The sequence below is a fragment of the Bifidobacterium sp. UMB1197 genome, from assembly GCF_030217745.1.
In the GTDB taxonomy this organism is placed as follows: domain Bacteria; phylum Actinomycetota; class Actinomycetes; order Actinomycetales; family Bifidobacteriaceae; genus Bifidobacterium; species Bifidobacterium vaginale_B.
This window is the reverse complement of record NZ_JASOOL010000065.1, coordinates 1-263: the sequence shown is the minus strand read 5'-3', so window position 1 is coordinate 263 and position 263 is coordinate 1. Positions and strand designations below refer to the sequence as shown.

Here is a 263-nt window from a genome sequence, read left to right as displayed (position 1 = left end):
ATGGTAGCGAACAGCATAAGATGAGGGATCTTTTTCCCACTTTGCGTACACTGTTGTGTCGCTTTTAATTATCATTTTTTCAGTAAATTTTTGCTCGCTATTCTGAGCGTTCTTGCAGAACCACCCGAGGAACTTATATCCAGGAGCAATTGGATTTGCTGGTACTTCAGTACTTCCTCCTGCAACTGTTTTTGCAAAGTTTAATGCGTAACCTCGTACGGCAAGGGATTCTTTTGCTTTAGTTGAAGAGTCAGAGAATATAG

Annotated in this window: 1 protein-coding gene; it reads right to left on the bottom strand. The window is 40.7% G+C overall.

The annotated features are described in order from the left end of the window. The coding region (locus tag QP420_RS06625) for an InlB B-repeat-containing protein (RefSeq protein WP_481616904.1) at positions 1 to 263 on the bottom strand (263 nt) is incomplete at both ends.